General features: G+C 71.0%; 21 protein-coding genes. 14 read left to right on the top strand and 7 right to left on the bottom strand.

What is annotated here, in order from left to right; genetic code table 11:
* Nucleotides 1-32 precede the first annotated feature (32 nt).
* Together KBX08_RS04140 and KBX08_RS04135 are read left to right on the top strand one after the other, a co-directional pair.
* Entirely contained in the window at nt 33-926 is an 894-nt protein-coding gene (locus KBX08_RS04140) for an SGNH/GDSL hydrolase family protein (protein WP_210781184.1), read from the top strand.
* Between the two features lie 131 nt (nt 927-1,057).
* Nucleotides 1,058-2,497: a protein kinase gene (locus KBX08_RS04135; RefSeq protein WP_210781183.1), complete on the top strand. Its 1,440-nt coding sequence runs from the start codon at nt 1,058-1,060 to the stop codon at nt 2,495-2,497.
* Between the two features lie 254 nt (nt 2,498-2,751).
* Here the strand turns inward: KBX08_RS04135 and KBX08_RS04130 are convergent, their stop codons facing one another.
* From KBX08_RS04130 to KBX08_RS04120, 3 genes are all read right to left on the bottom strand, one after another.
* The gene (locus KBX08_RS04130; protein WP_210781182.1) at nt 2,752-3,777 is read right to left on the bottom strand and encodes a glycoside hydrolase family 11 protein; all 1,026 of its coding nucleotides are present in this window, start codon (nt 3,775-3,777) and stop codon (nt 2,752-2,754) included.
* 432 nt (nt 3,778-4,209) lie between these two features.
* Nucleotides 4,210-5,355, bottom strand: coding sequence for an RNA polymerase sigma factor (locus KBX08_RS04125; protein WP_210781284.1), 1,146 nt, complete (start codon nt 5,353-5,355; stop codon nt 4,210-4,212).
* Between the two features lie 8 nt (nt 5,356-5,363).
* Nucleotides 5,364-5,771, bottom strand: a complete 408-nt coding sequence (locus KBX08_RS04120; protein ID WP_210781180.1) for a YciI family protein — start codon at nt 5,769-5,771, stop codon at nt 5,364-5,366.
* Between the two features lie 198 nt (nt 5,772-5,969).
* Between KBX08_RS04120 and KBX08_RS04115 the strand changes: the two genes are divergently transcribed.
* From KBX08_RS04115 to KBX08_RS04065, 11 genes are all read left to right on the top strand, one after another.
* Nucleotides 5,970-6,425, top strand: coding sequence for a Fur family transcriptional regulator (locus KBX08_RS04115; RefSeq protein ID WP_307850440.1), 456 nt, complete (start codon nt 5,970-5,972; stop codon nt 6,423-6,425).
* Nucleotides 6,422-8,698 carry a catalase/peroxidase HPI gene (gene katG / locus KBX08_RS04110; RefSeq protein WP_210781178.1) on the top strand — a complete coding sequence of 759 codons (2,277 nt, stop codon included), beginning with the start codon at nt 6,422-6,424 and terminating at the stop codon, nt 8,696-8,698. The genes KBX08_RS04115 and katG overlap by 4 nt, the downstream gene beginning before the upstream one ends.
* A gap of 150 nt (nt 8,699-8,848) precedes the next feature.
* Nucleotides 8,849-9,118: a metal-sensitive transcriptional regulator gene (locus KBX08_RS04105; protein WP_091406954.1), complete on the top strand. Its 270-nt coding sequence runs from the start codon at nt 8,849-8,851 to the stop codon at nt 9,116-9,118.
* A 136-nt stretch (nt 9,119-9,254) separates the two neighbouring features.
* Nucleotides 9,255-10,655, top strand: a complete 1,401-nt coding sequence (locus KBX08_RS04100) for a rhodanese-like domain-containing protein (RefSeq protein ID WP_210781177.1) — start codon at nt 9,255-9,257, stop codon at nt 10,653-10,655.
* A 93-nt stretch (nt 10,656-10,748) separates the two neighbouring features.
* Complete coding sequence (locus tag KBX08_RS04095; protein ID WP_210781175.1) at nt 10,749-11,348, top strand: rhodanese-like domain-containing protein; 600 nt, start codon at nt 10,749-10,751, stop codon at nt 11,346-11,348.
* A complete protein-coding gene (locus tag KBX08_RS04090) occupies nt 11,345-12,223 on the top strand; it encodes a sulfite exporter TauE/SafE family protein (protein WP_210781174.1) in 879 nt (292 codons plus the stop codon). Before KBX08_RS04095 ends, KBX08_RS04090 begins: the two co-directional genes overlap by 4 nt.
* A gap of 176 nt (nt 12,224-12,399) precedes the next feature.
* Nucleotides 12,400-13,692 carry a glycosyltransferase family 4 protein gene (locus KBX08_RS04085; protein WP_210781173.1) on the top strand — a complete coding sequence of 431 codons (1,293 nt, stop codon included), beginning with the start codon at nt 12,400-12,402 and terminating at the stop codon, nt 13,690-13,692.
* Nucleotides 13,693-13,870: 178 nt separating this feature from the next.
* On the top strand, nt 13,871-15,328 hold the full coding sequence (locus KBX08_RS34580) for an O-antigen ligase (protein ID WP_210781172.1): 1,458 nt from the start codon (nt 13,871-13,873) through the stop codon (nt 15,326-15,328).
* Nucleotides 15,329-15,352: 24 nt separating this feature from the next.
* A complete protein-coding gene (locus KBX08_RS04075) occupies nt 15,353-16,366 on the top strand; it encodes a Wzz/FepE/Etk N-terminal domain-containing protein (RefSeq protein ID WP_210781170.1) in 1,014 nt (337 codons plus the stop codon).
* A 31-nt stretch (nt 16,367-16,397) separates the two neighbouring features.
* Nucleotides 16,398-17,987, top strand: coding sequence for an oligosaccharide flippase family protein (locus KBX08_RS04070; RefSeq protein ID WP_210781169.1), 1,590 nt, complete (start codon nt 16,398-16,400; stop codon nt 17,985-17,987).
* Complete coding sequence (locus KBX08_RS04065) at nt 17,984-18,826, top strand: sulfotransferase (protein ID WP_210781168.1); 843 nt, start codon at nt 17,984-17,986, stop codon at nt 18,824-18,826. Before KBX08_RS04070 ends, KBX08_RS04065 begins: the two co-directional genes overlap by 4 nt.
* A 128-nt stretch (nt 18,827-18,954) precedes the next feature.
* On the opposite strand, the gene KBX08_RS04060 is transcribed toward KBX08_RS04065, so the two are convergent.
* Nucleotides 18,955-19,686, bottom strand: a complete 732-nt coding sequence (locus tag KBX08_RS04060; RefSeq protein ID WP_238689367.1) for a hypothetical protein — start codon at nt 19,684-19,686, stop codon at nt 18,955-18,957.
* 288 nt (nt 19,687-19,974) lie between these two features.
* On the opposite strand from KBX08_RS04060, the gene KBX08_RS04055 reads away from it, so the two are divergent.
* Complete coding sequence (locus KBX08_RS04055) at nt 19,975-20,799, top strand: hypothetical protein (RefSeq protein WP_210781167.1); 825 nt, start codon at nt 19,975-19,977, stop codon at nt 20,797-20,799.
* Between the two features lie 59 nt (nt 20,800-20,858).
* Here the strand turns inward: KBX08_RS04055 and KBX08_RS04050 are convergent, their stop codons facing one another.
* Genes KBX08_RS04050 through KBX08_RS04040 form a run of 3 tightly spaced genes read right to left on the bottom strand, consistent with a single transcriptional unit; the run spans nt 20,859 to nt 24,062 of the window.
* Nucleotides 20,859-22,331 (bottom strand): hypothetical protein, encoded by a 1,473-nt coding sequence (locus tag KBX08_RS04050; RefSeq protein ID WP_210781166.1) that lies wholly within the window; start codon nt 22,329-22,331, stop codon nt 20,859-20,861.
* Nucleotides 22,328-23,107 (bottom strand): sulfotransferase, encoded by a 780-nt coding sequence (locus KBX08_RS04045; protein ID WP_210781165.1) that lies wholly within the window; start codon nt 23,105-23,107, stop codon nt 22,328-22,330. The genes KBX08_RS04050 and KBX08_RS04045 overlap by 4 nt, the downstream gene beginning before the upstream one ends.
* Complete coding sequence (locus KBX08_RS04040) at nt 23,100-24,062, bottom strand: hypothetical protein (RefSeq protein WP_210781164.1); 963 nt, start codon at nt 24,060-24,062, stop codon at nt 23,100-23,102. The genes KBX08_RS04045 and KBX08_RS04040 overlap by 8 nt, the downstream gene beginning before the upstream one ends.
* Nucleotides 24,063-24,148 lie beyond the last annotated feature (86 nt).

Genomic DNA, 24,148 nt, shown 5'->3' with positions numbered 1-24,148 from the left:
ACCACCACCCTGATCCCCTCCTGGGAGGCGCCATGACCCGTCCCCGCCTGCCCCGCCTGCGGGCAGCCACCCGGTTGGCCGCACTCGCCGTCGCCACCGCCGGCGTGCTGCTCACCGTCGCCACCCCCGCCAGCGCCGCCGTGCCCACCGGCCGTTACGTCGCGTTGGGCGACTCGTACACCGCAGGTCCGCTGATCCCCACCCAGGTCGACCTCAACTGCCTGCGGTCCAACCGCAACTACCCGTCCCTGGTGGCGGCGTCCGCCGGCTCGTCGTCGTTCGCCGACGTGAGCTGCTCCGGCGCCACCACTGACGACATCCTCTATGGCGGTAGCGGTCAACTGGGCATCACGTTGCCGCCGCAGCTCAACGCGGTCACGTCGAACACGTCGCTGGTGACGGTGCAGATCGGCGGCAACGACATCGGCTTCTCCGGCATCATCGGCGACTGCGCGGAGGCGAGCGTCAGCAGCCCGCTCGGATCTCCGTGCAAGAACCGGTACACCGCCGGAGGTGTCGACCAGTTGCAGGCGCGGATCGTCGCCGCCACGCCGAAGATCACCGCCGTGCTCCAGGCGGTCCGGCAGGCCGCACCGGGCGCGCGGGTCGTGGTGCTCGGCTATCCGGCGATCCTGCCGGACAGCGGTTACGGCTGCTGGCCGGTCGTTCCGATCGCCTACCAGGACGTGCCGTACCTGCGTGGCGTCGAGAAGTCGCTCAACGCGATGCTGGCCAGCGTCGCGAGCGCCAATGGCGCCACCTACGCCGACGTCTACACCCCGTCGATCGGCCGCGACGCGTGCAAGGGCAGCGGCACCCGGTGGGTCGAGGGTCTGGTGCCGCAGAACTCGGCCGCGCCGTTCCACCCCAACGCCCGAGGTGAGCAGGGCATGGCCACCGCCCTGATTGCCAGGCTGAACAGCTGACCGGGTCGTAGACGGCCGACGAACCCGCCCCGCCGGCAGTGGCGGGGCGGGTTTCTCGTGCGGTGCGCCGACGCGGCGCGGTGCCCAGCCTCGCTGTGCTTGAGATCGAGGAGTCCGGGGTACCGAAAGCTATGCCGAATGTGGGGCAAGTCGTCGGAGACCGTTACCGCCTGGTCGAAAGCATCGCCAGCGGCGGAATGGGTGACGTGTGGCGGGCGGTCGACGAAACCCTCGACCGCTGCGTGGCGATCAAGATGCTGCAACCTCGGTTGGTTACCGACGGCGGCTTCGGCGAGCGGTTCCGGCGCGAGGCGCGGGCCATGGCAGCCCTGCGTCACCCAGGTGTCGCTCAGGTCTACGACTACGGTGAGGTGTCCCAGTCCGGAGCGCTGGACCTCGCCTACATCGTGATGGAATGCGTGCAGGGGCAGCCCCTGTCGGAGCGGATCGCCGAGGTCGGCCGGCTGGACGTGGCCGAGACGATGTCCATCGCCGCGCAGTCCGCCCGTGCGTTGCAGGCCGCGCATGACGCCGGTGTCGTGCACCGGGACGTCAAACCCAGCAATCTGATCATCGAGCCGGACGGGCACGTCGTACTCGTCGATTTCGGTGTTGCGGTGACGCGGGAAGCGACGAGCCTGACCGGAACGAACCAGATCGTCGGCACCGCCCTGTACATGGCGCCCGAGCAGGTCGCGAAGAACGAGACCACACCGGCGATCGACATTTACGCGCTGGGGGCTGTCGTCTACCACTGCCTCGCCGGTCGGCCACCGCACGAGGGCGAGAATGCCGTCGCGGTGGCGCTGCGGCATCTCGAAGAGGAACCGTCGCCGCTGCCCGAGGACGTTCCGCCGGAGGTCCGGCGTGTGGTCGCCACCGCGATGGCCAAGGAGCCCGCCCACCGCTTTCCGACGGCAGCGGCCATGGCCAGGGCGGCGCAGACGCTCGCGGCCCCGTCTGACCACCTGCCGTCCACCGCGACCGGGGCGACCGAGGTCGGGGTGCGAACCGAGGTAACGGCCGCCCGGCGGTATGCCCTCGGCGGCACGGTGGGCCGGGCCGTCACTTCCGGGCCCAGAGCGCTCGCGGTGCTTCTCGGATCGTTTGCCGCCGCGGCTGCCGTCCTGGTGCTCGTCGATCCCATCGGGATCATGCCCGGCCCGACCGGGCGACCGTCGACGCCTCCCGTGGTGCCGCCCGCGGTGTCGCCAACGGTGCCGCCCCAGCGGGAACCGGGCCCCGGCGTCGGCGGCGGTGAACCAGTCACCCGCAGTTCTGCCGGCATGCCGGTCCGGGCGCCCGGCTCTCCGACCCCGACGCCCACCCCGGGCGAGGGGACGGTGGATCCGTCGACGCCGTCCGGTGGGGGCACTACGGATGCGCCCGGTCCCACCGCGTCCGAGAGCGCTCCTGCGGAGCCGACGAAAGCCCCGACGGCAGCCCCGACAGGCGGAACGACAGCGCCGCCGACCTCGGGGACGACGGAGAACCCAGCGGCGGACCCAACCTCGCAACCGTCGGCGGAGGAATCGACGGCCGGAGCAGAGACCACGGTGCCGCAGGTGTAGCGGACGGCGGCAGCGGCCATGCTCTCGCAACTGGGCCGTGCCGCAAGGTCCGCCCTTTGCTCTGCACCCGCGGATGCGCCATTCAGCGGTAGGCCGGTGGTGCCTCGGCGGGTGCAGAGCAAAGGGCGGGTCGAGCGGGGTCGGCCCGAGGCCGTCATGGACGCCGAGGCGGACGGGGGTTGCCTGCGACGCAGTCTGGCGTGGCGACCGAGGCCGCCACGCCAGAGGTGCGATGTGTCAGGAACCTATCGGGGTCAACTGGTGCGACAGGATATCGTCGGCCAGTTCCAGTTGCCGTTGGCCATGATCGTTACGCCGAAGTTGTTGCCGTTGCCGTTCGGCGTCGCGGTGACGGTGCCGCTGTTGCCGTTGACGGCGGCGTTCCAGCTGTTCTGAATGCTCTGGCCGCCACCGAGGCCGAGGCTGACGACCCAGTTGTTGGTGCCGCTGACCGCGACATTGAGGTTGAAACGGTCACCCCACTGCTGGCCGGCGGAGATCGTCGCGTTGCAGTTTCCGGTCCCCGGGTTGCCGGTGGGGGGCGGGGTGGTCGGGTTACCGCCGCCGCTGCCCTCCCGGACGGTGATGTCGGAGCTTCCGCTGCTCTGGTAACCCTCGGTGGCCATGACCTGGTAGCTGTGGTTGGTGCCGAGGTTCAGGCCGGCCCGGGCCCAGGCGTCGAAGTGGTTGGCGGTGGTGATGGTGCCACTCGAGCGCTTCTGCTGGCGGACGCTCCAGAACTGGTAGAACGTCTGGTTGCCGTCGATCGACGGGGCGTTGACCCGCTGGCTGCGGAGGATGTCGTAGGTGCCGCCGTCGGTGGTGACCGTGCCCATCCGCTGCGCGCCGCTGCTCGGGTTGTAGGTGCCGAAGTTCTCCACCACGTAGTACTCGATGAGCGGGTTGCGCGTCCATCCGTACAGGGCGAGGTAGGTGTTGTTGTTGCCCGGGTTGTAGCTGCCCGAGTAGGTGACCGTCCGTCGGTTGCCGGTGGCCCAACCCTTGCCGCCGACCCAGTTGTTGGTGCTCCTGTCCCAACTGCTGGTGTATCGGCCGTCGGCGCGCAGCGTCATGCTGGCGTTGCCGCTGTCCTTCCAGAACGAGAAGTAGTACCCGTTGTGCGTGCCGGTGAGGTTCGACGTGAGGGTGCGGTCGGCCTCGGCGTACGCGTTGGTGGCCGTCATCGTGCCGGCGACGGCCACGACGGCGGCGCATGCGGCGCCCAGGAGCAGCCGCATGCGGCCGCGGCCTCTCGGTTTGGTGTGGCTGGTGTCGGTCATGGAACTGTTGCCTCCTCTGACGGCTGGCGGGGGCCAGCGGCGCGGTACGCCTCGACAGGCTGCCGGTGGTCGGGTAAGGGCCACGGCGTCGTACCGCTCGGTGGTGGTGGGGCCGGTCGTCCTGCACGACGATCGGAGAAGGGGGTAGTGGTGGCTGGTGCTGACGACAATCGAGTGCCGTCGATGGCGACCGTATTAACCCAGCCGTCTACTTGTCAACAATTTTCGGAAACAGGGTGGCAACACCGCTGTCGTCACCGGAGCGGCATCCGTCCAGGTCAGTAGTCGATCAGAGTCCGGGGCGGTCACCGCGGCGTCGCAACACCTGCACACCGGTCGGGGTGGGGGTTGCCGAAAGTTCCGGAGTATTTCCGGACCAGGTGCCCCGGCCATGGCCAGCGGCGCGGGTAGACGCCCCCGTTGCCCGAGGGGTCAGCGACGCAGCAGGGCGTTGAGTCGGGCGGCCTGGCGGGTCAGGTGGTCGCGTTCGGCGAGGTTGGGGGCCTGCTGGGCAGCCTCGGCGTACAGCCGCGCCGCCGTTGCCAGGTCGCCGTCGCGCTCGTGCAGGTACGCCGCCACCGCCGTGTACCGGGGCAGCGCGTCGTCCACCGCCGCGAGCGCCTTCAGGCCGGCCCGGGGGCCGTCGGCCTCACCGACCGCCACCGCGCGGTTGAGTCGGACGACCGGGTTCCCGGTCAGGCGCGCCAGTTCGTCGTACCACTCCACGATCTGCACCCAGTCGGTCTCGGCGGCGGCCGGCGCGTCCGCGTGCAGCGCCGCGATGGCGGCCTGGGCCTGGAACTCACCGAGCTGGTCGCGGGCCAGGGCGGCCTGCAGAATCTCGACGCCCTCGGCGATCGACCGGGTGTCCCAGCGGCTGCGGTCCTGCTCGGCGAGCGGCACCAGGCTGCCGTCGGGCGCGGTCCGGGCGGCGCGCCGGGCGTGGTGCAACAGCATGAGGGCGAGCAGCCCCGCCACCTCGGGGTGGTCGATCGCGGCCGCGAGCTGCCGGGTGAGCCGGATGGCCTCGGCGGCGAGGTCCACGTCGCCGGAGTAGCCCTCGTTGAACACCAGGTAGAGGACGCGCAGCACGGTGGCGACGTCGCCGGGTCGGTCGAATCGCAGCCCGGAGACGGTGCGCTTGGCCCGGCTGATGCGCTGCGCCATGGTCGCCTCGGGCACCAGGTAGGCGTTCGCGATCTGCCGGGTGGTCAGCCCACCGACGGCGCGCAGCGTGAGCGCGACAGCGGACGACGGCGTCAGCGACGGGTGGGCGCACAGGAAGTAGAGCTGGAGTGTGTCGTCCACCGTGGGAGCGGGCCCTGGCGCCGGTTCCTCGTCGACGAGATCCTCACGCCGACGGCGAGCGGTGTCGGCTCGGGCCGCGTCGAGGAACCGTCGCCACGCCACAGTGGTCAGCCAGCCCAACGGGTCGCGCGGTGGGTCGGCCGGCCAGACCCGGACCGCCTCGACCAGGGCGTCCTGCACGGCGTCCTCGGCCGCCGCGAAGTCGATTCCGCGGCGGACGAGGATCCCGAGGACGCTCGGCGTGAGGCTGCGCAGCAGCGTCTCGTCCATCAGAACCGTCACTCAGTGATGGTGGGGGGCTCGCTCAGGAACGGGCGCAGCTCCAGCCACTCGTGGATCGGCTTCCCGCCCGCCCCGGGAGCGGCCGACAGCTCCCCGGCCAGCTCGACGGCCCGGTCGTGGCTGTCGACGTCGATCACCATCCAGCCGGCGATGAGATCCTTGGTCTCGGCGAACGGGCCGTCGGTGACCGGCGGGCGGCCCTCGCCGTCGTACCGGACGAACGTCCCCTCCGGGGCGAGTGCCTGGGCGTCAACGAACTCGCCGGTGCCCTCGAGTCGGGCCGCGAAGTCGCGCATGTACTGCATGTGGGCCGAGATCTCCGCCGGCGTCCACTGGTCCATCGGCACGTCGTTCACCGTGGCCGGGGTGCCCCGGTAGTGCTTGAGCAGCAGGTACTTGGCCATCGTGATGCTCCTTGGTGCTGGCTGCGACCCATCGTGGTCACGTTCACTGCGGGGACGAAGCCGGTCGGCACTTCTCGACATCGCTGTCCGATTTTTTTCCTCCCGCAGGTTAACCTCGGGTGAATCGTCCGCCGTTGGGGTACCTCGGGGGGCGCAAAACTTGATTCGTTCCAAAATAGTGAGCTAATGTTCGTACCCGTGATGTCCGACTTCGAGGCGCAGCTGCGGGCCGTCTCGTTGCGCGTGACCCGGCCCCGGTTGGCGGTGCTCGCGGCGCTGCGCGACCACCCGCACGTCGGCACCGACGCGGTGATCGCGCTGGTCCGCGCGGATCAACCCACTGTCTCGCACCAGGCGGTGTACGACGTGCTGCGCGTGCTCACCGACGCCGGCCTGGTGCGGCGCATCCAGCCGGCCGGGGCGACCGCCCGCTACGAGTCCCGGATCGCTGACAACCACCACCATGTCGTGTGCCGCTCCTGCGGCGCCATCGCCGACGTCGACTGCGCCGTCGGTCACGCCCCCTGTCTCACCGCCTCCGGCGACCACGGTTTCACGGTCGACGAGGCGGAGGTCGTCTACTGGGGCACCTGCCCCGACTGCGCGACCGACCGCACGCCCCAGAGATCCGCAAGCTCGGAAGGAAGTACATGAGCGACACCCAGGACAACGGCCCCGTCAGTGCGCAGGGCGTGGACCAGAAGGCAGCGGCCGGCTGCCCGGTCGCGCACGACTCGGTGACCGCGCACGGCAGCGAGAGTGAGAACCCGGCGATCGACTCGCCGACCCCGAAGACCGGCGGTCGTCCGCGCACCAACCGGGACTGGTGGCCCAACCAGCTCGACCTGTCGGTGCTGCACGCCCACTCGTCCAAGGGCAACCCGCTGGGCGAGGACTTCAGCTACGCCAAGGAGTTCGCGAAGCTCGACGTCGAGGCCCTCAAGCGCGACATCGTCGAGGTGCTCACCACCTCGCAGGACTGGTGGCCGGCCGACTTCGGCCACTACGGCGGCCTGATGATCCGGATGAGCTGGCACGCCGCCGGCACGTACCGCATCGAGGACGGCCGCGGCGGCGCCGGCGACGGTGGGCAGCGGTTCGCGCCGCTCAACAGCTGGCCGGACAACGCCAACCTGGACAAGGCCCGCCGGCTGCTCTGGCCGGTCAAGCAGAAGTACGGCCAGCAGATCTCCTGGGCCGACCTGCTCGTGCTCGCCGGCAACGTCGCCCTGGAGTCGATGGGCTTCAAGACCTTCGGCTTCGGCTTCGGTCGCGAGGACGTCTGGGAGCCCGAGGAGATCTTCTGGGGCCCGGAGGACACCTGGCTGGGCGACGAGCGCTACGCCTCCGAGAAGGAGATGGCGGCCGGCGTCGGCTCGACCGAGATGGGGCTGATCTACGTCAACCCGGAGGGCCCGCGCGGTAACGCGGACCCGGCCGCGGCGGCGCACTTCATCCGCGAGACCTTCGGCCGGATGGCGATGAACGACGAGGAGACCGTCGCCCTCATCGCCGGTGGTCACACCTTCGGTAAGACCCACGGTGCCGGCGTCGCCGACAACCACGTGGGCCCGGAGCCCGAGGGCGCTCCGCTGGAGGCGCAGGGCCTGGGTTGGCTGAGCACCCACGGCAGCGGCAAGGGCGCCGACACGATCACCAGTGGTCTCGAGGTGACGTGGACCGACGTGCCGACGCAGTGGAGCAACCGCTTCTTCGAGATCCTCTTCGGCTACGAGTGGGAACTCACCACCAGCCCCGGCGGCGCGAAGCAGTGGGTCGCCAAGGACGCCGAGGCGATCATCCCGGATCCCTTCGACCCGGCGAAGAAGCACCGGCCGACGATGCTCACGACCGACCTGTCGCTGCGCGTCGACCCGGCGTACGAGAAGATCTCCCGCCGCTTCCTGGAGAACCCCGACCAGTTCGCGCTGGCCTTCGCCAAGGCGTGGTACAAGCTGCTGCACCGCGACATGGGCCCGATCGAGCGCTTCCTCGGGCCGTGGGTGGCCGAGCCGCAGCTCTGGCAGGACCCGGTGCCGGCCGTCGACCACGAGCTGGTGGGCGACGCCGACATCACCGCGCTCAAGGCAAAGGTCCTGGAGTCCGGTCTCACGATCGACCAGCTGGTCTCCACCGCCTGGGCCTCCGCCGCGAGCTTCCGGCACACCGACAAGCGCGGTGGCGCCAACGGGGCGCGCATCCGTCTCGAGCCGCAGCGCAGCTGGGAGGTCAACCAGCCCGAGCAGCTGGCGGCCGTGCTGAGCGCCCTTGAGGGCATCCAGCAGGAGTTCAACGCCGCCGGCGGGGCGAGCATCTCGCTGGCCGACCTGATCGTGCTGGCCGGTTCGGCCGCCGTCGAGAAGGCGGCGCGGGACGCCGGCGTCGAGGTGACAGTGCCGTTCCGGCCGGGCCGCACCGACGCGACCCAGGAGCAGACCGACACCGACTCCTTCCGGGTCCTCGAGCCGCGCGCCGACGGTTTCCGCAACTACCTGCGCGCCGGCGAGAAGACCCAGCCGGAGGTGCTGCTCGTCGACCGTGCCTACATGCTCAACCTGACCGCGCCCGAGATGACCGTCCTCATCGGCGGTCTGCGCTCCCTCGGCGCCAACGTCGGCGGCAGCCAGCACGGCGTGCTCACCGACCGGCCGGGCGTGCTCACCAACGACTTCTTCGCCAACCTGCTCTCCCCGGGCACCCGGTGGAGCGCGTCGAAGTCCGACGAGCACGTGTACGAGATCCGCGACCTGGCCACCGACGAGGTGAAGTGGACCGCCACCGCGGTCGACCTCATCTTCGGGTCCAACTCGCAGCTGCGTGCCCTCGCCGAGGTCTACGCCAGCCAGGACGCCCGCGACAAGTTCGTGGCCGACTTCGTGGCCGCCTGGACCAAGGTCATGGAGCTCGACCGGTTCGATCTCGCCTGACAGGTACCACCGACGAGCCCCGGCCGATCCTTCAGGGATTGGCCGGGGCTCGTCGGCCTTGCACGGCTGTGGCCAGTTGCACGCTGGCCGATCGGGGCATCGCTGGTGACTTGATACCCCCGGGGGTATAGTCGAACGCAGGAGGTGTCGATGAAGCTTCGACCGGAGATGACGTCGGATGCGCTGACCAGGCTCAAGCGGGCCCGCGGTCAGCTCAACGCGGTTATCGAGATGATGGAGAGCGGTCAGGACTGCCGTGAGGCGCTGACCCAACTCGCCGCGGTGTCCAAGGCGATCGACCGAGCGGGTTTCAAGATCATTGCTTCGGGGATGCGGCACTGTGGCGCCGCGCGCGAACGTGGCGAGGAGCCGGAGATGACCGAGGAGGAGCTGGAGAAGCTCTTCCTGGCCCTCGCCTGAGGCGGCGCCAGGCCACCCACGCCGTAGCCGCGGCGTGGGTGGGTGTTGGTGGCAACGTAAGTGGAAAGACCGCACCACTGTGCCATTTGCATACCCCCCCGGGTATGAGAAGTTTGTCAAACTTGAAGGAGTGGACATGCCAGTTGAGGTTTCCGTCGTTGAGACGTCATCCCTCGGCGATCGCAGCTACCTCGCCTCCGACGGGCGGGTGGCGATCGTGGTCGACCCCCAGCGCGACATCGACCGCGTGATGTACCTCGCGGGGGCATTGGGCGTCCGCATCACCCACGTCCTGGAAACGCACGTCCACAACGACTACGTCTCCGGAGGGCTGGACCTTGCCCGGATCACCGGCGCCCACTATCTGGTGGCCGCTGCCGACGAGGTCCGATTCGAGCGGACGCCGATCTCCGACGGCGACCAGGTGACTGTCTCCGACTCGCTACGACTGCGGGTGATCGGTACGCCCGGTCACACCTTCCACCACCTGTCGTACGTGCTGGATGAGGCCAGCGACAGCGATTGGCGGCCGGTCGGTGTCTTCACCGGCGGATCACTGCTCTTCGGCACGACGGGCCGCACCGACCTGCTGGGCAAGCAGTTCGCTCACGAGTTGGCCCACCACCAGCACGCCTCGGCGAGGCGGCTGGCGGATCTGCTGCCCGACGGGGCCGAGGTGTGGCCGACGCACGGGTTCGGCAGCTTCTGCTCAGCCAGTCAATCGGACGCCCCGGAGTCGACGATCGGCCGGGAGAAGGCGAAGAATCAGGTCCTGCGGCTTGCCGCGGACGACTTCGTCACGGAGACCCTCGCCGGTCTGGACGCCTACCCGGCGTACTACGCCCACATGGGCGTGGAGAACTTCGCCGGACCGGCCCCGGTCGACCTCACCCCGGTGAGCCGCGCCGATGCGGCCGAACTGCGCGAGCGGATGGCTGACGGGCAGTGGGTGGTGGACCTGAGGCACCGTAAGGCATATGCCGCCTTGCACCTGGCCGGCACGGTCAGCCTCGGCCTGGACGGCCCGATGTCCACCTGGCTCGGTTGGCTGATCGACTGGGGGGTGCCGATCACCCTGCTCGCCGAGACCCCGGGACAGGTCGCCGACGCCCAGCGTGAGCTGGTCCGGATCGGCATCGACCGTCCGGCCGCGCAGCTGACCGGTGAGGTGGAGCGGTGGGCAGCCGAGCCCGGCCAGCTGCGAGAACTGCGGATGACTGACTTCAAGGCCCTCGCGGCAGCCCGCGCGGGGCACCTCCCTGCCGGCCTTCCCGCCGCGGACGTGGTCCTCGACGTGCGCATGACCAACGAGTGGCGGAGCAGCCACATCGACGGTGCCCTGCACATCCCGCTGCCTGAACTGCCCATGCGGCTGGGCGAGGTGCCGGTCGGCGCCGTCTGGGTGCACTGCGGCTCCGGCTACCGGGCCACCGCGGCGGCGTCGCTGCTGGCGAACGCCGGCCGCGAGGTGGTCGTCATCGACGACACGTTCGGCCGGGCCGAGCGCGCCGGCGTGGCGATGGCCACCGACGCCTGATCCGAACAGGACCGACCACCGGCCGGCGCCGTGCAGGTGTCGGTCGGATACCCCCTGCCATGTGTGTTGCGACCTGCCCGTGAAAGAGGAGAAATGAGCCCTTCCGAGACCGCCCGCCCCGCCACCATCGATGCCACCGGGCTGCGGGAACTGATCGACTCCGGCCACGCGCCGCGCCTGCTGGACGTGCGTACCCCGGCGGAGTTCGAGACGTCGCACATCCCCGGCTCCTACAACGTGCCGCTCGACCTGCTCAAGGAGCATCGCGAAGAGCTGCGCCGCCACCTGGACGAGGACGTCGTGCTGGTCTGTCGATCCGGTGCCCGCGCCACTCAGGCCGAGCAGACCCTGGCCGGGGTCGGTCTGCCGAACCTGAAGGTCCTCGACGGCGGCATCATGGCCTGGCAGGCGGCCAACGCGCCGATCAGGCAAGGTGCCCCCCGGTGGGACCTCGAACGCCAGGTCCGCCTCGTCGCCGGCTCGATCGTGCTGGTCAGCGTCCTCGGCTCGGTGTTCGTGCCGCAGCTGAAGTGGGTGGCCGGATTCATCGGCGCCGGCCTCACCTTCGCCGCTGTCACCAACACCTGCGCCATGGGCATGGTGCTCGGCAGACTGCCGTACAACCGGGGCGCCAACTGTGACCTGGACACCATCGTCGGCCAGTTGCGTGGCAGCATCGGTGAACGCGCATGACACCGACCCTGGCGCTGACCGTCGGGCTGGCCGTGCTGATCGGCGTCAGCCTCGGGCTACTCGGCGGCGGCGGATCGATCCTCGCCGTGCCGCTGCTGGTCTACGTCGCCGACCTGCCCACGAAAGAGGCCATCGCGACCTCGCTGCTCGTTGTCGGCGCCACCAGCGTGGTGGGCGTCCTGCCGCATGCTCGGGCCAACCGGGTGCGCTGGCGTACCGGCCTGATCTTCGGTTTCGCCGGCATGATCGGTGCCTACATCGGCGGACGCCTGGCCGGGTTCATCCCGGCGGCGTTTCTGCTCAGCGGATTCGCCGTGATGATGCTGGCCACCGCGGTCACGATGATTCGCGGTCGGCGCGACACCAAGGGCAGGGCAGTGCCGCACGAACTGCCGATGCTGCGGGTGATCCTCGACGGTCTGGTGGTCGGACTGGTGACCGGCCTGGTCGGTGCCGGCGGCGGCTTCCTGGTGGTGCCCGCCCTGGCCCTGCTCGGTGGCCTGCCGATGCCGGTCGCGGTCGGAACCTCGCTGGTGGTCATCGCGATGAAGTCGTTCGCCGGCCTCGCCGGCTACCTGTCCAGCGTAAGCATTGACTGGAACCTCGCGGCAGCGGTCACCGTCGCCGCCGTCGTCGGCAGCGTTGCCGGCGGGCGGCTCGCCGGTCGGATCCCCGCCGACGTCCTGCGCAAGTCGTTCGGCTGGTTCGTCGTGGTGATGGGCGTCCTCGTCCTCGTCCAGCAACTGCCCACGGAACTGCGGACCGACCCGCTGCTGTGGACCGGCATCGGTGTCCTCGCAGCGATCTCCGTCGCGCTGACCGTGCTGAAGGGCCGGAGCAAGGTGCTGACGCAGGGTGAGCCGGGCAGCCGCTGAGGTCTCGCCCGGCGCCATCACGGTCCACCTCGATGTCACCTGGATGACATTTCCTGTCTAGCGAATCCCATAGATGAATTTTTTATCCACTTGATCAGCTGGCGAACGGGCCCGTTCATGGCAAGGTGTTGATCTGCCCGGGCGGCGGGCGCGGACCTAGTCACGCGGGAGTCAACGTGGGCCATCCCAACCTGCAGGCCGAGGACGTGGACCAGCACGCCGGAAGCCCTGCGATACCCCGGCAGCGGGGGGTCCCCACCCGGGCGCCCGGAGCGGGCCCCGCCGACACCGACACCGCCTGGCGGCCGCTGCGGATCGCGATGATCGGCCAGAAGGGGATACCGGCGACCTACGGCGGCATCGAACGGCACGTGGAGGAGATGGCCAGTCGCCTCGCCAGCTACGGCCACGAGGTCACCGTCTACTGCCGACGGAGCTACGGGGAGACACCCGCCGACGGCTACCGGGGCGTACGGCTGCGCCAGACCCACACCATCGCGAGCAAGCACCTCGACGCCATCGTGCATGCGGCGACCTCGACCATGGCGGCGATGGCCGCGCGGCCAGACATCGTGCACTACCACGGGCTCGGGCCGGCCCTGGTCGCCCCACTCCCGCGTGCCCTGTCCCGGGCGCGCGTGGTGCTGACCGTGCACGGGCTGGACAACCAGCGGGGCAAGTGGGGGCTCGCCGCGCGGGCGGTGCTGGGCAGCGCCCACTGGTTCAGCGGGTACGTCCCGCACCAGCGGGTGGCGGTCTCCCAGGGGCTCGCCGCCCACTACGGCGCCCGGTTCGGCCGCCCGACGACCTACATCCCGAACGGTGTGAACCCGGCCCGACCGGTGCGGACCCGTCAGCTCCAGGACCGGTTCGGGCTGACCCCCGGTGGCTACCTGCTGCTGGTCGGTCGGCTGGTGCCGGAGAAGGCGGCCGACCTGCTGATCCGGGCCTTCCGCCGGACCGAGACCCCGATGCGCCTGGCGATCGTCGGCGGGTCGTCGTTCACCGACGACTTCGTGGACCGGCTGCGCCGGGAAGCCGGGGCGGACGACCGGATCGTCTTCACCGGGTTCGCCTACGGTGACCTGCTCGCGGAGCTGTACGCCGGTGCCGCCGGCTTCGTCCAACCGTCCCGGTTGGAGGGCCTGCCGTTGACGTTGCTGGAGGCGGCCGCGTACGGGCTGCCGGTGGTCGCCAGCGACATCGCGCCGCACGTCGAGGTGCTCAAGTCCGACGCCGCCGGCGGGCGGTTGTTCCGCGACGGCGACGAGGACGACCTGGTCCGGGTGTTGACGTCGCTGCTCGCCGACCTGCCGGCCGAACGGGCCGGTGCGGTGGCACTGGGCGAACGGATCACCAGCAGGTACAGCTGGGACACCGCCGCCCGCGAGTTGGAGCAGCTCTATCTCCGGCTGGCTCCGGAGCCGGGCCGCCGGGCCAGGGCACGACCCGCGCGGGCCGCCGACTGACCGGACGGCGTTGGCCGGGGGAGTCGGATCAGCCCCGCGGGGGACGGAGCAGTCGGCGCAACGGCCACTTCTGCCGTCGAGGTGACAGGACTAGATTGAACCGATCTTGTGCCGGGAGGACATCGGTTGGCCGCGCCCGGCAGCGGCCGGGCAGCGCCGATTCAGTTCAGTGGGATCAGTGGAACGACACACGCAGCAGGTCACTCCGCTCATGACCAGGCGGCTCGACCCGACCCGCCTGCTCACCGGCGGCGCGGCGCTGGCCGCCGCGGTGGTGGCGGTGGTCGCGGGTGTCTCCATGGCGGCCGGTGACCGCAGGGGCATGGTGCTACCACTCGCGGCTGTCGCGGGGATCGCGGTGGCCGTCCTCGCGCTGACCCGGTTCGCCGGGTACGTGCTGCTGATGCTCGCGGTGCGCTCGTGCGTCGACCTGTTCAAGCTGACCGGCCCGAGCGCCGGCCAGGCCGACTCCGCCGGAACGGCCCGGGCGGTGGACCCCTCCACCCTGCTCGCGGTGCTGTTCCTCCTCGCCGCCGGGCTCTGGCTGGCCGCACAGCTCAGCCGGCACGGGCGGCTGCGCGGCTCCCCGCTGAGCTGGGCCATGCTGCTCGTCGGGGCCAGCAGCGTGGTCAGCGCCCTCGGTGCCAGCCGGCCGGCGAACAGCCTGTTGGAGGCGCTGCGGATCCTCACCGTGGTGGTGATGTTCGTGGTGCTGGAACAGCTCATGCCGGACACCGCGGCGATCCGTCGGGTCCTGCTCGCCTGCTACGCCTCGCTGGTGCTGGCGCTGGGCTACACCGTGGTGCTGTCGCTGCTCGGCAACCCGCCGGCCGAGGTGAAGGGCGACTTCACCCGGATCAGCGGCACGTTCAGCCAGTCGACCACGTTCGGCCGCTACCTGATGTTCATGGTGATCTTCGGGTTCGCGGTGTACCGCTTCCTGGATCGTCGACTGCGGGTGTCCCTCGGGGTGCTGCTCGCGCTCTCGCTGCTGTTCCTGCTGCTCACCAACACCCGCAGCGCCCTGCTCGGCGCGGCGATCGGCCTGGTGGTGGTCGCGGCGCTGCACCGCAGCAGGCGGATGCTGGTCACCCTCTGCCTGGTGGCAGTCGCCGGGGTGGCACTGGTGCCCGCCGTCGGCGAACGCTTCGCCCAACTCGGTACGTCCCGCGCTGTCGGCGGAGACCCGACCGGAAACACCCTGGCCTGGCGGATCGGCTACTGGACCGAGATCGTCACGCTTGCCGAGCGGAACCCGGTGACCGGCATCGGGCCGAACATGACCCAGCGTGAGACCGACGAGGCGAAGAAGCCGCACAACGACTTCCTGCGGGCGTACGTGGAGACCGGACTGCTCGGTCTCGGGGCGTACCTGCTGATGCTGTTCGCCTTCCTGCACACCGCCCGGACCGCGCTGCGGCGCGCGCCTCCGGGCAGCTTCGAGCGCGGCGTCGCGGTCGGGTTCACCGGCTGCGCCGCCGCGTTCGTGGCGGTCAGCGCCGCCTCCAACGTCATTTCCAACGTGGTCACCCTCTGGTACTTCGTCGCGTTCGCCGCGGCGGCCAGCGTGATCGCCCGCCAACCGGCTCCGAACCTGACCGGCGAGCAGCCACGACGCACGTCCGTCCCGGTTTGACTGAACGACAGCATTGGGGAAAAAGTGGAGATCGTCGACTACCTGCGGGTCGCCCGGCGGCGCCTCTGGGTACTCGTGGGGGTGCCGGTGCTCGCCACCGGCGCCGCGGCCGCCATCGTCCTGTTCGCGCCGCAGCAGTTCAGCGGGACCGCGTACGTGGCGGCGCCGGCCCTGGTGGGCGGCGCGGCCGGGACGCAGTACACCGGTACGCAGGCGGCGAACCAGTTCGTCGCGGCGTTCGGCGCGGCGGTCACCTCGCCCCGCGTCCTCGTCGACGTGGCCACTGACACCGGGGTGCCGCCGGAGCGGTTGCGTGACGGGCTCGCCATCACCCAGGTCGGCGCGAGCAGCCAACTGGAGGTGACGTACACCGCCGGCGACCGGGCGACTGTCGCGCCGGTGCTGACCGCGACCACCACCCGGGCGCTGGCCTTCCTCTTCTCCTCCCAGGTCGGCATCGCCACCGGTGAGGTCGAGGCGGCCAACGCCGACGTCACAGCGGCGACCAAGGCGATCGGTGAGTGGGAGAAGGCGAACAAGGTCTCCCAGCCGGACCGGATCTACCAGGCCACGCTGGGCGAGCTGACCAGCCTGCGCCAGCAGCAGCTCTCCATGCAGGCGGTCGGCAACGGCCGGGGTGTCGACGCGGCGACCGCCGCGATCACCGCCGCCCAGAAGAAGCTCGACGAGCTGGGGCCGAAGCTCCCCGACTACCAGGCCCTGCTCGCCCAGCGGGACGCGGCGACCAACGCCCTGTCCCAGGCGCGGGAGGGGTTGCAGGCGGCACGGGCGCAGGCCCAGGCCGCCGACCCGGCGCAGGTGACCAGCATCGGCGAGGCGCACGAGGTGAGCCGGATGACGGAGCTGGTGCGCACCGCCCTGCCGGTGGGCGGTGCGGGTCTGCTGCTCGGGGTGCTGCTGGTGGGCGTACTCGAACTGCTCTCCCGGGGTCGTGCCGCCGCCCGGCCGGCGGCCCCGGCGGTGACCACCGCGGCCCCCTCGGTGCCGGCGGAGACCGTGACCGCGGCACGGCCGTGAACCTCGGAGAACGGGCCGCCGGGTGCGCGAGGTGACCGGCCGGTCACCGGCCGCGCCGGAGGCCGGTGACCAGCAGGTACGCGGCATGGCCCGCGGCGGTGTGCTGAACCTGGGCGGCGCCGTGCTCAGCCAGGTGGCGCTCTTCCTGGTCATGCTGTTGCTGGCCCGGGTCCTGGGTGTCCGCGAACTCGGCCGGTACGCCCAGGTCTACGCCGTGCTGTCGCTGCTGGGGCTGCTCTCGCTCTCCGGTTTCCGGGCCGGGCTGACCCGGTTCGTGGCGGTGCACCTCGCCGACGACGACCCGGCCGCCCTCCGGGGCGCGATCCGGCTCGGGCTCGGCATCTCGGCCGTGGCGTCCACCGTGATCGCCCTCGGTCTGGCGGTCGGCGCGCCGTGGCTCGCCGACGCCCTGCACGACCCGCAGCTCACCACCGGGCTGCGGCTGGCGGCGCTCTGCCTGCCCGCCGCCACCGTCTGCGAGGCCGCGCTCGCGGCCACCCGGGGGTGGCGCACGCAACGGGCCTACGCGCTCATCGGCCAGGTCTACGAGCCGGCCGCCCGGCTGGCGCTCACCGCGTTGGCGCTCGCCCTCGGGGCGGGCCTGACCGGCGCGTTCTGGGCGTTGGTGGCGGCGAGCTGGAGCGCGGCCGGGCTCGCCCTCGTGGCGCTCGCCCGGATGGTGCGCCGGGTGCCCGCCGCCCGGCCCGCGTACCGGCCGGGCGAGCTGTTCCGGTTCTCCACGGTCAGCTGGGTCTCCTCGCTGTCGTCCACCGGGCTGATCTGGGTGGACGCGCTGCTGCTCGGCTTCTTCGACTACGGTCCCGAGGCGATCGGCGTCTACCACGTGGCGACCCGGCTGGTCACGATCGCGGTGTTCGTGCTGGCACCGGTGAACGCCTCGTTCGGTCCGCACCTGGCGCACCTCTACCACCAGGGTCGGCTGGACGAGGTACGCCGGATCTACCGGGTCGCCACCGGCTGGGTGCTCCGGCTGTCGCTGCCGGCCTTCGTGGCGTTGCTGGTCTTCCCGGAGCAGTTGCTGCGCCTCGTCGGCGGGCCCGGTCTGGCCGGCGGTGCGGCGGTGACAGTGGTGCTGGCGCTCGGCCAACTCGTGAACGCCGCCACCGGGCCCTGCGGCACGCTGCTGAACATGTCCGGCCGGGTCTCGGTCAACATGGTGGACAACCTCGCTGCCCTGCTGCTCAACGTCCTGCTCAACCTCTGGCTCATCCCGGCGTACGGCATCCTCGGCGCGGCGGTGGCCTGGGCGGTGTCGTTGGCGGCGGTGAACGTCGCCCGGGTCTGGCAGGTGCGCGCGCAGGTGCACACCGTGCCGGTGACGGCGGGCATGGTCAAGGGCCTGGTCGCGGCGTTGGTCGCGATGGGAGTCGGGTTCGGTGTGCGGTGGTTGGTCGGGGGCGGGACCGCGCAACTCGCGGCCGGTCTGGCCGCGATCGGGGTGGCGTACGTCGCCGTGGTGTTCGCCCTCGGGCTCAGTCGGGAGGACGTCATGGTGTTGCGCTCGGTGACCCGCCGAGGTGGTCGACGCGCCCCGGCCGGCCCCGCCGGCCCCGCCGACGGTGCCGACGTGGGCGCCGGCCGTCCCGTGGTCCGCTCGTGACCGGCGGCGTGCGGCGCCAGGTCACCGACCGGCTGCGCCGGGGGCTACGCGGGGCGCGGGCCTGGGGGCGCGCGGCCCGGCCGGGAGAGCCCGGCCCGTTGCCCGACTTCCTGGTGATCGGTGGGCAGCGCTGTGGCACCACGTCGCTGTACCACCACCTCGCCGCGCATCCCCAGGTCCGGGTGGCCAGCGGCAAGGAGTTGCAGTACTTCAGCGTCCACCATGGTCGGGGGGAGCGGTGGTACCGGGGGCACTTCCCGCGCCTCGCCCCGGGCGAGCGTACGTTCGAGGCGAGCCCCTACTACCTTTTCCACCCGAGCGTGCCGGCCCGGGTCGCGGCGACCCTGCCGCAGGCCCGCTTCGTCGCACTGTTGCGTGACCCGGTGCAGCGGGCGTACTCGCACTACCTGCACACCCGCTCGTACGGCGCCGAGCCGCTCTCCTTCGCCGACGCCCTCGACGCGGAGGAGGAGCGGCTGGCCCGGGCGACGCGGGGCGGCCCGGACAGCCCCGCTGCGCACCGGGCGTTGCGTAATTACTCGTACGCCGCCCGGGGTCGTTACGCCGAGCAGCTGGAACTGTGGTTCGCGCATGTCCCCCGGGAGCGGATCCACCTGGCCCGCACCGAGGACCTGCACGCCGACCCGGCCGGCACGTACGCCGACATCCTGCGCTTCCTCGGCCTGCCGGCCTTCCTTCCCGAGGCGTTCACCCGGCACACCCGTCGCGTCGACCACGGCCCCTCGCAGCTCACGCCGGAGCTGCGGGACCGGCTGAGCGAGCACTTCGCGCCGCACAACGAGCGCTTGGCCACGCTGCTCGGCTGGCCCGACCCCTAGCAGCTCCCGCATGTGCCCGACCCGATCTGCTGCGACAGCTAGGAATCGCGGTGCGCTCCTTCCTGGCAATTAAGTTGCCCTTTCCGGAACGTGCAGAGCGGCTCATTCGCTCGTGCCGGATCAGCGCGCTATAACACCAGGGTGTCGAACCGGCCTTCCCGACGGCGGATGTGCCCACGCCATCCCGCGAGCAGTGCGATGAAAGTCCAGCCGATGCCACCGAGGGCCAGCGACCCCAGGTTGCCGCTGGAGTCGACCCGATCGGCCGCCTCGAGCGCGATCACCCCGTCTGGGTCGGTGAGTACGGTCAAGGTGTCGCCGATTTGGTAGCCGGGGTTGCTGCCCTGATAGGTCAGTGGCTCGTCGAGCCGACCATCGTCGCCCCGGAGCGCGAAAGTGTGCCGCTTACCGGCGACCTCGGCGTCGACGATGGTTACCTCCTGGCGGACGCCGCGCTGCTCCAGCGCCAGGTCGGGGGCGAGTCCCACCGATCCCACGAGTACGAACAGGGCGGGAAGGAACGCGAGCAGGGACAGCCACATCGCTCGGTGCAGCACACGTACGACGACCATGAAGACCAGGCAGAAGGCGAGTCCCGTCACGATTGAAATGGCCTTCGACCCGACCGTGGCGTACGCGATGGCGGTGTTCAGCCCGATGAAAGCCAGGCCGAGCAGCACCACCAGCGCCGTCCTTCTGACCGACTTGCCCGCCGTCCAGGCTCCCGCCCACGGGACGGAACCGGTCGGCGGCGCCCCGGCCGGGCCGAATCCGGCGGGAGCCTTTCCGGTGAATCGCTGGTCGCCTGGCCACCCGGGGGCGGGCTGGATCCGCCCCGGTGGTGTGGGTTCGGTAGGCACGGCCAAGATCGTAACAAGGGCTGACACCCCAACCTGAACGTGCGGAGGAGCGTCGTTGAGTCCCGTGATAGGCGAGCAGACGCGATCAGGTGGTGGACGCCACGAGGTGAACGGAGAGGACCCACTCGGCAGCACACCGCGAGGCCCCAGTGCGCCCTCGCATTGATCAAGGGGGTTAAGTTGCTTACTGTCGACGGACAGCGCCGCAGCCTTCGAATGGTCGCGACCCCTAAACCCAGGTCTGGGCCTGATCGGCGCTGGCCGGTCACCCCCTTGAAGGAGACGACGTTGGGAAGAAGCGGCCTGCGGTGGTCGATACCGATCATCGCGTTCGTACTGGCCCTGACCTCGTTGACGGGCTGCGCCATCGACAAGGGCTCGGCACTCGCCGCGGACTTCGAGGAAGAGTGGGCCGGCACCCCGGACGTCGTCAAAATCGACACCACCGACAACAACACGCTGCCCTTCCTCGGAACGGCGAGTGGCGTGCTGATCCTCAAGGACGGCACCTCGGCCGACCGCGTGACCGAGCTGGCGAACGAGCTGGGGAAGTACGTCGCCGGTCACGACAACACCACCGGCCGGATCACGGCGGACGGCATCACCTTCACCGTTGTCGCGGACAAGACCCGCGCCGGCAAGGTACTGGCGCTGTGGCACTCACTGACGGACGACGATCGGGTAGTGAACGGCGACATCAAGGATGCGCCCTGGAAAGAAAAGACCGACCGCTGGGAGATCAAGGTCACCGCGGTCAATCAGGCCGGCGCGATGGCGGTGTTCAAGGACATGATGGCAGACGGCGACCAGCACCAGCCACTCTCGAGAGTGACCTCGCTGGAGGTCAGCACGGAGCGCGGCGTGCGGCCCTCGCTCCGCGTCGAGACCGATTTCAACGACGGTTTTCCCGCCGAGGCGATCGCCGCGTACGACGCGGTGGTCGCTCGGTACCGCGTCGTCGGCGCGACTCTGCGACGTGGTCAGGCGACAGGACCGGCGGTGAGCATCGTCGTGGCGGACAGCGCGGATCTGGACCGTGCCGGCGAACTCGCCAGGACGGCGGCACCGACCCTCGGTGCCACCATCAAGATCACCAGCGACGTCGGCGACTGACCTGGCCGGGGACGCCTGAACCGGTGCGCGAATCGCGCCAGCAGATCATCCAGACCTGGCTAGCGCACGGCGGCGAGGATCCGGTCCACCGGCTGGTCGGCGCGGAGCAGGACGGGGACGTCGGTCACCGTCGTGCCGCCACCGGCCGCGTCCAGCGGGGAACCCACCGCCCCGGTCCGTCCGCCCGGTGTGGCCGGCACTGTCACCGGCGTGTTCGACGCCGACCAGAGCACCAGCGTGCTCGACCCGCCCCGGACGAACGCGACCCCGTGCAGTCTGCCGGCCACCGGGGCGGGCAGCGGGGTGACTGTGGCGTCCCGGGCCGCGTCGGCCAGGGCGGCCAGCATCCGGCCGGCGTCCCGTTCGGCGCCGTCCGGGTCGAGCAGGCCGTAGCGGACTTCGCTGCCGGCGGCGTTGTTCGGGTTGTACGCCAACGGCAGCCAACTGATCTCGCCGATCCCGCCGGCGACCAGCAGGGTGACCGTCTTGACCATCTCCGCCGCCCGGCTGGCCGGGTCACCGTCGCCGTCGCGCCAGAACTGCCCGACCTCCCACGCCTGGATCGGCACACCCTGCGGTGTGGTGGCGCGCAGGTAGTCCAGCAGCGGGGGCACCCCGTTGAAGTGCTCGTAGAAGTGCACCTGACGGACGTCGACGGTGCGGTCGGTCAGCAGCGACTCGGTCACCGCCAGGAAGCGCAGGCTGCGGGTGTTGGTCTCGGTGCCGAGCGCCCGGCGTAGTTGCGCCTCCCCGGTCACCGCCGGGATCTGCTGCCCCCGGGTGCCGACCCGACGCTGGAAGTACGCCTGGTAGGCGGCGATGGCCTCGGGCATCCGCCCGGCGCGCACCAGCCGGTCGGCGACACCCATGCCGTACGCGACGCTGCTGATGCCGGAGTCGACCACCCGCGCCTTCGGGTCGGTCGCGCGGATCGTCTCGGCGGCGGCCCGGACCAGCCGCGCGTACTCCTCGGGGCTGCCGGCCCAGTAGCTCGGCGCGTTGACCTCGTTCTCGATGGCGTACTCCCGCACCCCGTACGGGCCGTAGCGTTGCACCACCGAGCGGACGAACCGCTGGTACGCGCCGAGGTCGGTGGGCATCGCCGACTCGGTCTTGTTCGCCGCGCCCCGGGTGTAACGGGCGGTGCCACCGGTCGCCCAGCACACGCCCGTGCGGATCTTGAGATGCAGCGTGATGCCCAGCTCCCGGCTGCGCGAGGCGATCTCGTCCAGCCCGGCCCAGTCGGCCTGCCCCGAGGTCCGTTCGATCTCGCACCAGGAAATCTCCTCGTACGTCGCCGAACCGGCGAGCCGGCGCAGGTACGGCTCGAACTGCTGATACCGCGACCAGTCCCAGTGCGCGCCGAACGGGTTGCTCACCCCGTCGACGGTGCTGGTGGTGCCGGGTGCCGCCGTCGTGGAGGGGGTGGAGGCCGGCGGCGGATCGTCGCCGCCGGCGGTGCAGCCGGCGGTGAGCAGGAGCGTGACGGCGACGGCGGTGGCGACCGCGCGCAACCGGCCCGGGCGGGTCACCGGTAGCCCAGCGCGCGCAGGGTCGGACCGGAGAAGATCCGGACCAGCAGGCGGAGGAACGGGTCGAGTTCGCGGCGGTAGCTGCCCACCCGGGAACCGTAGATCGGCGCGGTGTCGCCCACCGCCGCGCGTCGTCGCTCCGCCTCGGTGGTGTACTTCTGGGCCACGTCGTGCTGCTTGCTGTCGTAGTCGAGGATGCCGTCCTCCCACGGCTCGCCGAGGAACTCGAAGAGACCCCGCATCGCCTTCTCCGGCTCGCTGACCGCCTGCTCGTACCGCAGCTCGTAGTAGCGGTCCGCCGGCAGGGTGGCGCCGACGGCCCGCGCGGCGCGGATGTAGCGCGGCCACTTCACCACGCACTTCACGGCGGACCAGTAGCCGAAGCGTTTGCGGTGCGAGACCACCACGTCGCGTCCGTCCCGGATGAGGTGCACGATCTGGGCGTCCGGGAAGACCTCGGTGACGAAGTCGAGCGACATCGCGTACAGCGGGGTCTTGTCGGCCCACCGGGTCTTGCCCCGCGCGGCGGCGTAGTCGGCGTGTACACCGCCGAAGAAGTCCCGGATCCGGCGCAGCCAGTCCTCGCGCGGAAAACCGAAGCGGGAAAGTCGTTCCCAGTCCCGGCCGACGATCCGTCGCAGGTCCGGCAGGAACCGGGTCTCCGGGCCGCAGCTGATCCGCGAGTGCGAGTCCAGGACGAGGCGCACCATGGTGGTGCCCGACCGCTGACAGCCGACCAGGAAGATCGGCGCGGTACTGGTTCCGGTCTCAGCCACTGTCGACCGCCTTCGTCGTCTCGGATCGGGCGTCGGTCGCGGCGCTGTCGAGCCGGTCGGTCAGCTGGTCGCAGCGGGCCCGGACGCCCGTGTCGATCGGTAACCGTCGGTGACCTGCCGCGCCGTGCGACGCGCGTGGGGCGATGTGCGCGTGCAGCCGGGGATGGTAGGGAAAGTCGAGGAAGGCGCAGAGCCGTCGCAGCTGTGCGGCGGGCTCCGCGACGAGGCTGTCGTAGCGGCAGAGCAGCACGTCGGCCCGCCGGTCCAGGCCGAGCTGGAAGAACAGCGAGTTGCGGACGTACCAGAACAGCGCCGCGCCGCTGTGCGGATCCAACCGCTGCGGGTCGTGGGCCCGGATCAGCTCGATGGTGTCGGCGTCGAGGCGCTGCCCCTGCCACCGGCGGCCGATGCTTCCGTCGGCGATCGCGCGCAGGGCCCGCAGGTTCGCGTCACCGAACTTGGCGACCTCGGAGCGGGCCCGGTCGTCGACGTCGCGGTAGACCCAGAGCGCCCGGCCGGGTGTCAGCCCCGGCAGGGCCAGCAGCTCGTCCACGCGGTGGCTCTCGCAGAGCGGCTTGACCAGGACGTACGCGTGCCGGCTGCGGTGGAGGGTGGCGGTCAGCACCGGGTCCGGGCGCAGTTGGAAGCGGTGGAAGACGGTGCTGTCGTTCTCGTTGCGGACCTCGACCTCGGGGGCGGCGTCCAGGCCCCGGACCAGCATGTTCGTGCCGGAGCGTTGCAGACCGACCAGGTAGACCGGCATCGCCGAGCCAGGGCTTCGGCCGGCCCGCCGCCGCCAGCGTCGCTTCGCCAGGGCGGTGCCGATCCGGTCGACCGGGTTGAGGCGGTCCTCCTCGATCAGCCGTCCAATCCCCTCGGTACGCGCCCAGCGCAGATGCCGCCGGACCCGCCGCGCGGTGTACGCGAGCGCGGAGACCTCGTCGTCGGCTGCCACGGTCCTCCTCGTCGGACACCGGCCCGGCCCTGCACCAGAGCGGGTGCGACCGGCGGCAGCCAGGCTATCGGGAGATCATGGCGGGA

The organism is Micromonospora sp. H61, from assembly GCF_018070325.1.
GTDB lineage: Bacteria > Actinomycetota > Actinomycetes > Mycobacteriales > Micromonosporaceae > Micromonospora > Micromonospora salmantinae.
The sequence above is the reverse complement of the archived record's forward strand: the minus strand, read 5'-3'. Positions and strand labels throughout refer to the sequence as shown.

Bases quoted from the DNA above. Each gene is read 5' to 3' on its own strand.
- KBX08_RS04140 (WP_210781184.1), top strand. From the start codon at position 33: ATGACCCGTCCCCGCCTGCCCCGCCTGCGGGCAGCCACCCGGTTGGCC.
- KBX08_RS04135 (WP_210781183.1), top strand. From the start codon at position 1,058: ATGCCGAATGTGGGGCAAGTCGTCGGAGACCGTTACCGCCTGGTCGAA.
- KBX08_RS04130 (WP_210781182.1), bottom strand. From the start codon at position 3,777: ATGACCGACACCAGCCACACCAAACCGAGAGGCCGCGGCCGCATGCGG.
- KBX08_RS04125 (WP_210781284.1), bottom strand. From the start codon at position 5,355: ATGGACGAGACGCTGCTGCGCAGCCTCACGCCGAGCGTCCTCGGGATC.
- KBX08_RS04120 (WP_210781180.1), bottom strand. From the start codon at position 5,771: ATGGCCAAGTACCTGCTGCTCAAGCACTACCGGGGCACCCCGGCCACG.
- katG (WP_210781178.1), top strand. From the start codon at position 6,422: ATGAGCGACACCCAGGACAACGGCCCCGTCAGTGCGCAGGGCGTGGAC.
- KBX08_RS04105 (WP_091406954.1), top strand. From the start codon at position 8,849: ATGAAGCTTCGACCGGAGATGACGTCGGATGCGCTGACCAGGCTCAAG.
- KBX08_RS04100 (WP_210781177.1), top strand. From the start codon at position 9,255: ATGCCAGTTGAGGTTTCCGTCGTTGAGACGTCATCCCTCGGCGATCGC.
- KBX08_RS04095 (WP_210781175.1), top strand. From the start codon at position 10,749: ATGAGCCCTTCCGAGACCGCCCGCCCCGCCACCATCGATGCCACCGGG.
- KBX08_RS04090 (WP_210781174.1), top strand. From the start codon at position 11,345: ATGACACCGACCCTGGCGCTGACCGTCGGGCTGGCCGTGCTGATCGGC.